Genomic DNA, 6,733 nt, shown 5'->3' on the forward strand with positions numbered 1-6,733 from the left:
CGAATCGGGTATTTTTACTGTCTCTGCGGTTGCGCAGCGATCCAAGCCATACGGGAAGCAAGAAGCATGAGTTTGATGACAAAGCTAGGTTTCAGGGCACTCGTGGCCTCGTGTCTGATTACGGCGGGCAGCGCCGCTAACGCCCAGGTCAACGTGCTGATCACCGGTGTCGGGTCGACCCAGTTCCCCATTGCCACCGCCAATTTCACGAACGAGGCGAACCTGCCGCAGCAGGTCACGTCGATCGTCCGCGCCGACCTCGCCCGCAGCGGCAAGTTCACCAACATCGACGCAGGCAGCACGCCCGTGCCCGAGACCGCATCGGTCGACCTCGGCGCATGGAAGGCCAAGGGGGCGAATGCATTCGTCGCGGGCAGCGTGAACCGCGAGGCGAACGGCCAGTACAAGGTCAACTTCATCCTGTACGACACCGTGAAGCAGCAAAGCCTCGGCGGCCTGTCGCTGACGGCCACCGACACCACGCTGCGCACGGCCGGCCACAAGATCGCCGACTACATCTACCAGAAGCTGCTCGGCGTGCGCGGCGTATTCGCCACGCGCCTGTCGTACGTGATCAAGACCGGTAACCGCTACCAGCTGCAGATTTCCGATTCGGACGGCCAGAACGCGCGCATCGCGCTGTCGAGCACCGAGCCGATCATCTCGCCGGCCTGGTCGCCGAGCGGCACGAAGGTCGCGTACGTATCGTTCGAGCGCAAGAAGCCGATCGTCTACATCCACGACCTGCCGACCGGCCGCCGCTACATGGTCTCCGACCAGAAGGGCAACAACAGCGCACCGGCGTGGTCGCCGGACAGCAACACGCTCGCCGTCGCGCTGTCGCTGACGGGCAATACGCAAATCTATACGGTCAACGCGAACGGCGGCGGCCTGCGCCGTCTCACGCAAAGCAGCTCGATCGACACCGAACCGTTCTACTCGCCGGACGGCCGCTGGATCTACTTCACGAGCGATCGGGGCGGTGCGCCGCAGATCTACCGGATGCCCGCGCAGGGTGAAAGCGCCGGTGCCGCGCAGCGCGTGACCTTCACCGGCAGCTACAACACCAGCCCGCGCGTGAGCCCGGACGGCAAGCTGCTCGCTTACATCTCCCGCACGGGCGGGGGCTTCAAGCTGTACGTTCAGGATCTGCAGACTGGCGCGGCGAACGCCATCACGAATACCAATCGCGACGAATCGCCGAGCTTCGCGGCAAACGGCCAGTACCTTCTGTACGCTACCCAGTCGGGTGGTCGCAACGTTCTGGCTGCAGTGCCCTCCGACGGCAGCGCGCCGCCGCAGATCCTGTCCGTCCAGGGCGGCTCCGTTCGCGAGCCGTCGTGGGGGCCCTTCATGCAATGACCACAAGGAGAGTAACCATGATGTCGAATAAAGCTCGTCTGGCCCTGGCCGTGATGATGATCAGCGCGCTCGCAGCGTGTAAGTCGGGCGTGAAGCTCGACGACAAGGCAAACAACGCGGGCGCAGTCAGCACGCAACCGAGCGCCGACAACGTCGCGCAAGTGAACGTCGATCCGTTGAACGACCCGAACAGCCCGCTCGCGAAGCGCAGCATCTACTTCGACTTCGACAGCTATTCGGTGAAGGACGAGTACCAGCCACTGATGCAGCAGCACGCGCAGTACCTGAAGAGCCACCCGCAGCGCCACGTGCTGATCCAGGGCAACACCGACGAACGCGGCACGAGCGAGTACAACCTCGCGCTGGGCCAGAAGCGTGCGGAAGCCGTCCGCCGCGCGATGGCACTGCTCGGCGTGAACGATTCGCAAATGGAAGCCGTGAGCCTCGGCAAGGAAAAGCCGCAGGCAACGGGTCACGACGAAGCATCGTGGGCGCAGAACCGCCGCGCCGACCTCGTCTACCAACAGTAAGTAACGGAAGAATCGCCGTATGACGCACCGTTCAACCTGGCTGCGCGTTGCCGCAGCATTCTGCGTCGCGGGCGCGGCGTGGTCGGCCGCGCCGGCGCACGCCGGCATGTTCGACGACAACGAAGCGCGCCGTGCCGTGCTCGATCTGCGCAGCAAGAGCGACAACCTGTCGAGCCAGTTGTCGGCCGCCCAGCGTACGATCCTCGATCAATCCGGCCGTATCGACCAGCTGAACCAGCAGGTCGCGACGCTGCGCGGCGAGAACGAGGATCTGACGAACCGGCTGACGACGCTCGAGCGGCAGCAGAAGGAGTACTACCAGGATCTCGACACGCGGCTCAAGAAGTTCGAGCCGCAGCAGGCGACGATCGATGGTGTCGAAGGCACCGTGCAGCCGGGTGAAACGGATGCGCTCAGCGCGGCGCAGCAGCAGTTCCGCAACGGCAACTTCAAGGCGGCCGCGGCTTCGTTCCGCGCGTTCATCGCGAAGTATCCGCAGAGTCCCTATCAGCCGACCGCGCAGTACTGGTACGGCAACGCGCAATACGCGCTGCGCGACTACCGCGGCTCGACGGCGACGTGGCAAGGGATCGTCAGCAAGTTCCCGCAACACCCGCGCGCGGCCGACGCCCTCGTGGCGATCGGCACGAACCAGCTCGAGCAAGGCCAGAAGGCGGCCGCGAAGAAGACCTTCGAGCAGGTCGTGTCGCAGTACGCCGGTTCGAATGCGGCGCAGACGGCGCAGGGCAAACTCGAAACGATCAAATAATTATCGTGACGAGTTGTTGACAGCCCTGCAACCCGTCGCTATAATCTTTTGCTCTTTGGGTCGTTGACCAAGTTGTTAAGCAACGAACCAAAACAAGTTTCAAGAACGTGGGGTGGTAACTCAGTTGGTTAGAGTATCTGACTTTTAATCAGAGAGTCGAGGGTTCGAGTCCCTCCCACCCTACCAACTATCTTCGATAGTGCAAAAAGCCTCCTTCGTGGAGGCTTTTTTGCGTCTGTCGCCGAGTGGCGTATGCTGCTCATTTCCACTTCCCGGCTACACGCCCTCGCCCCCTCGCCTTGATCGCATCGCTACCACGGTTAGCCCGGCTTCTCCTGGTCGGCACCTGATATCGCGACGATCAGGTCGCCGATCCAATACCGCCCCTCCAACACGACGCCCACTGCCAAAAAGCGGGATGAGCAACTATTGCGACGACCGTTCAGTAATTGCCTCTATCAGTGCCAAAATCACCTCGCGTTTTCGCGCGTCGAGCGCTCGAAATCCCGAGACGATTCGCCGCTCGTCGGGGTTCTCGAGCCGGGCGCTTTCTTCGCCGGTAAGCACGTACCAGACATCAACGCCAGCAAGTGCAATCGCGCGCAAGTAGTCGGAGTTCGGGCGCCTCAAGCCCTTTTCATATTGATACTGCGCGCGCTGCTTGACCGCGCCTAAGGCTGCAAACTCCGTCTGGTTCAAACCCAGCCGCACCCGTTCGCACTTCAGCCGCTCCCCAAATACGTCCATTCGAGCCAATTTCCTTCTTGACAATGGATCAATTGATCCTATATTTGATTCTGAGCATGCCCAACTGAGTCAGTTGAGCGGCGCATGACATTGAGCCCGATCTCTGACCGGTTATCGAATGTCCATTTACTGGGAGCATCATGACGATCACTTATGCGATCTGCGGCGCCTTACCCGTCCTCAACAACTTCCGGCACTACCATGCGCAGCAATTCGCTCGGAGCATTGCCGAGCCCGCAGACATCTACTTCGCGACCGATGCCGTCACGCGATCTCTCGTGATTCGCATTCGTGGCGCACTGACAGACGACGAAACGAAATCGGTGGACAGTGCATTGGAACAATTCTCCCAGAAATGGGCGCAGACCGGCGCAATCTTCAGGCGCGTGCGCTATGGCGAGGTGTCGTTCGTGCCTGTTGGATTCGCTTTGCACGCTGAATTGCTCCAGAAGCTCATTGATGAACAGACTCAACTGGAAGCCCTTCTACAGCGTCAAGCACGGATTCTCGAAAAGTTTCGGCCTACTGCGAGCTAGCGTACGGGCCCACCAACATTGGAGCGCCAACTGCAGCGGTATGGAATCAAACCAACGGAGGTTCAGCATGAAAGAGGTAGCGCCTTATGTCCTGACCGGCGCTCTGGCCGTGCAGGACGATTTGGAAGACGAGCAACTCGATCGCGTATCCCGCCATCTAGGGGGTATCGCCACGGTGTATGCGAAGCACGACAAGATTGCCCACACTGTCGCACTGCGGATCTCGGGCACGCTGGTGCGTGACGACGTGCGCTATATCGAGCAGCGCGTGGAGCGGTTTGCCGAGGAAAACGCCCGCGTCGCCGCGATTCTCATCAGCGAATGGAATGGTGTGACGAGCGAGCTCGTTGTCGGTATGAACTGGGACGCACAATGTCTGCTCAGGCTCGGCGCTGCACAGGAACAGCTCGGGAAGCTCACGGAACAGTACTTCGACTTTTTGCTGCGTATCGAACCCCCAAGTTCCCCTGTCAACGGTAGTCCGCTCGTGCGTGTCGCGATCGAAGCACAAAACGCTTAGTGTTCGATGAATGTTCGATGAGCAGGTTCGCACCCTGACCCTGGCTCCGAGATCCCAGTTTGAAGGCCCCCGTTCAAGGAAGGCCGTGTCTCATTGAACCGTTACATGTAACGCTGTATCCTTCGTTACATGTAACAGGAGGCCACAATGGCAGCTACCACTTCCGAGCGTGTTCGAATTCACCGCGAGAATCTTCGAGCGGCCGGGCTACGTCCAATTCAGATATGGGTGCCGGACGTCCGCCAGCCGGGTTTCGCCGATGAATGCGCTCGGCAATCGCGCATGGTCCACCAGAGCATCGACGAGAACGATCTGCTCGATTTCATTGAACACGTTACGGACCTCGGACACTCACAATGAATCGCGGGAGCATTGTCACAGTCGCGCTCCAAGGTGACTTCGGCAAGGCTCGGCCGGCGCTCGTGGTGCAGTCGGACCTGTTTGCCGAACATCCCAGCGTAACGTTGCTGCTAATGTCGAGCGCAATGGTCGATGCGCCCTTGATACGCATTACTGTTGTCCCATCCGAGCAGAACGGCTTGCGCATGCCGTCCCAGATTGCCGTAGACAAAATGTTCACCGTGCGCCGCGAGAAAATCGGTCGCCCCATCGGCCACCTCGAAGATGAACTGATGGTTGCCGTCAATCGTTCGCTACTCGTTTTTCTAGGACTAGCGTAACCGAGCCGCAAAAACAGCGGGCGGATTTCAGTATAAGACAAGGCCCCCTCTCCGATCACTGCATCAGTGACAGTCGGCACTTACCGCCCTTGATCGCGACCTTTTTGTTTGCCGGAGACAACTGCGCACTATGGTCGCCGTGCGTACGCCTGTCAACGCCAAACCTACCCAGTTGCCACGCTGGTACTCCCTCCGTAGATTCGAACCAATGCAGCGATCCATCTGCGTGCCTTGCAAGGTCGGGTAAGCGACGCGCTTGCAATACGTCGTTACCGTCGTCGCTATCCGCGCACCACACCGCTTCCAACATGCGCCGAACATGTGCAAACAAGCCCGAGCCAGACTAAGCGTTGAACTCGGCCCGCTAAAGCGGGAGTGGGACGCATATTGTGCACAGCGTGGCCTGACACCCAGCGAGGGTTTGCGGCAGTTCGTTGCGAAGGTCATAGCAAACGCTACAAATCAACCGCAGCCACATCAGCCCCTACCGCCACGACAAGGCCCATGCAAACAAATTGGGATCGCGTTGACCCACGCCGAGCTCGCACGCGTAAAAAGTGCGGCCTATCTTGACGGCTTCACGGCAAATCGATGGATTGTGGCACTGATCCGCGCATACCTGACGGACGAACCGCAGCTGGGTAACCGAGAATTGACGCTTCTCGCCGAATCAAACCAACAGCTCGCGGTAATTCGGAGGCAGCTGGGCGAGCTTGCAAGACACGTCAACGCAACCGGGTGTATAGACGGGCTCGATGGAGAGCAAATCCGTGCCACGATCGACGCCCATCTACGTACCGTGGCGAAGCTGCTGCGCAGAAACCTCGATCGCTGGAGCCGGTGATATGTCTTTTCCGAGAGTCTACGTCGACGAACTTTTGCTCAACTGGGGAGATCGCCTGTTTCACGATCCCCTACGGCATGTTCAGCCGCCGCGCCTTTCGGAGTGGGCGTTCCACCGAGACGCAATGCATCTGCGCGAGAAGCTGATGATGACACTTCGAGGCGCCCCCGAAGTGATGGTCAAAATCAGCAATAGGGCATCCGGTCCGCAGGGAATGAGCGTCGTCCGTCGTCACTTGAAGTACATTTCGCGCGACGGTTGTGTCGAACTGGAGGACCAGGACGAATGCCTGATTGCCGGAAAGCAGGCATTAGATGCTCTGATCGAACAATGGCATGTAGGCGGATGGGGCATCCCTCAAGAAAGCAAACGTCGAGAGACTCTCAACGTCTTGCTATCGATGCCCCCGGGTACCGACCGCCAGGCAGTATGGGACGCGGCACGGGCATTTGCACACGAAACTTTTGGTGACGGACGTCCGTATGTCTTCGCGAAACACGATGACGAGGCACATCCCCACGTACATATGAGCGTTCACACCCGTGGTCCGGACGGCCGGCGACTCAATCCACGCAAACGAGATTTGCATCAATGGCGAGAAGCCTTCGCCCAACAACTGGACCTATCCGTCATTTTGTGGGCGGGGCATATCATGAGGTGTAAAAGCCATGGATATGCCGATGAAGAAGAAAAGACAAACCGTAGCGCGTCAGGCAGCGGCCCGCGGGCCGCTGCCTGAGTTGCC

At 59.7% G+C, this 6,733-nt stretch carries 9 protein-coding genes, 1 tRNA gene and 1 pseudogene; 10 read left to right on the forward strand and 1 reads right to left on the reverse strand.

Annotated features, from left to right (window positions below):
- Positions 1 to 66 precede the first annotated feature (66 nt).
- The 4 genes from tolB (at position 67) to H0X95_RS33855 (ending at position 2,847) form a co-directional block, all read left to right on the forward strand.
- A complete protein-coding gene (gene tolB, locus H0X95_RS33840) occupies positions 67 to 1,362 on the forward strand; it encodes a Tol-Pal system beta propeller repeat protein TolB (protein ID WP_012492927.1) in 1,296 nt (431 codons plus the stop codon).
- Between the two features lie 17 nt (positions 1,363 to 1,379).
- Positions 1,380 to 1,892 (forward strand): peptidoglycan-associated lipoprotein Pal, encoded by a 513-nt coding sequence (gene pal, locus H0X95_RS33845; RefSeq protein WP_006484980.1) that lies wholly within the window; start codon positions 1,380 to 1,382, stop codon positions 1,890 to 1,892.
- Between the two features lie 19 nt (positions 1,893 to 1,911).
- Entirely contained in the window at positions 1,912 to 2,661 is a 750-nt protein-coding gene (ybgF, locus tag H0X95_RS33850; RefSeq protein ID WP_006484965.1) for a tol-pal system protein YbgF, read from the forward strand.
- Positions 2,662 to 2,770: 109 nt separating this feature from the next.
- Positions 2,771 to 2,847 (forward strand) — tRNA-Lys (locus H0X95_RS33855).
- 240 nt (positions 2,848 to 3,087) lie between these two features.
- On the opposite strand, the gene H0X95_RS33860 is transcribed toward H0X95_RS33855, so the two are convergent.
- Positions 3,088 to 3,408, reverse strand: coding sequence for a helix-turn-helix domain-containing protein (locus H0X95_RS33860; RefSeq protein WP_048986369.1), 321 nt, complete (start codon positions 3,406 to 3,408; stop codon positions 3,088 to 3,090).
- A 140-nt stretch (positions 3,409 to 3,548) separates the two neighbouring features.
- On the opposite strand from H0X95_RS33860, the gene H0X95_RS33865 reads away from it, so the two are divergent.
- The 6 genes and pseudogenes from H0X95_RS33865 to H0X95_RS33890 all read left to right on the forward strand — a co-directional run.
- Positions 3,549 to 3,944 (forward strand): hypothetical protein, encoded by a 396-nt coding sequence (locus H0X95_RS33865; protein ID WP_048986370.1) that lies wholly within the window; start codon positions 3,549 to 3,551, stop codon positions 3,942 to 3,944.
- A gap of 67 nt (positions 3,945 to 4,011) precedes the next feature.
- Positions 4,012 to 4,464: a hypothetical protein gene (locus H0X95_RS33870; protein ID WP_006484947.1), complete on the forward strand. Its 453-nt coding sequence runs from the start codon at positions 4,012 to 4,014 to the stop codon at positions 4,462 to 4,464.
- 147 nt (positions 4,465 to 4,611) lie between these two features.
- Complete coding sequence (locus tag H0X95_RS33875) at positions 4,612 to 4,824, forward strand: antitoxin MazE family protein (protein ID WP_196446377.1); 213 nt, start codon at positions 4,612 to 4,614, stop codon at positions 4,822 to 4,824.
- Positions 4,821 to 5,144 (forward strand): type II toxin-antitoxin system PemK/MazF family toxin, encoded by a 324-nt coding sequence (locus tag H0X95_RS33880; RefSeq protein WP_006484901.1) that lies wholly within the window; start codon positions 4,821 to 4,823, stop codon positions 5,142 to 5,144. The genes H0X95_RS33875 and H0X95_RS33880 overlap by 4 nt, the downstream gene beginning before the upstream one ends.
- 526 nt (positions 5,145 to 5,670) lie before the next feature.
- Entirely contained in the window at positions 5,671 to 5,988 is a 318-nt protein-coding gene (locus H0X95_RS36095; RefSeq protein ID WP_226245292.1) for a hypothetical protein, read from the forward strand.
- Between the two features lies 1 nt (position 5,989).
- Positions 5,990 to 6,607, forward strand: a pseudogene (locus tag H0X95_RS33890) (relaxase/mobilization nuclease domain-containing protein); the annotation flags it as partial.
- Positions 6,608 to 6,733: the final 126 nt, after the last annotated feature.

This window comes from Burkholderia sp. 9779_493, assembly GCF_015712215.1.
Taxonomy (GTDB): Bacteria; Pseudomonadota; Gammaproteobacteria; order Burkholderiales; family Burkholderiaceae; genus Burkholderia; species Burkholderia cenocepacia.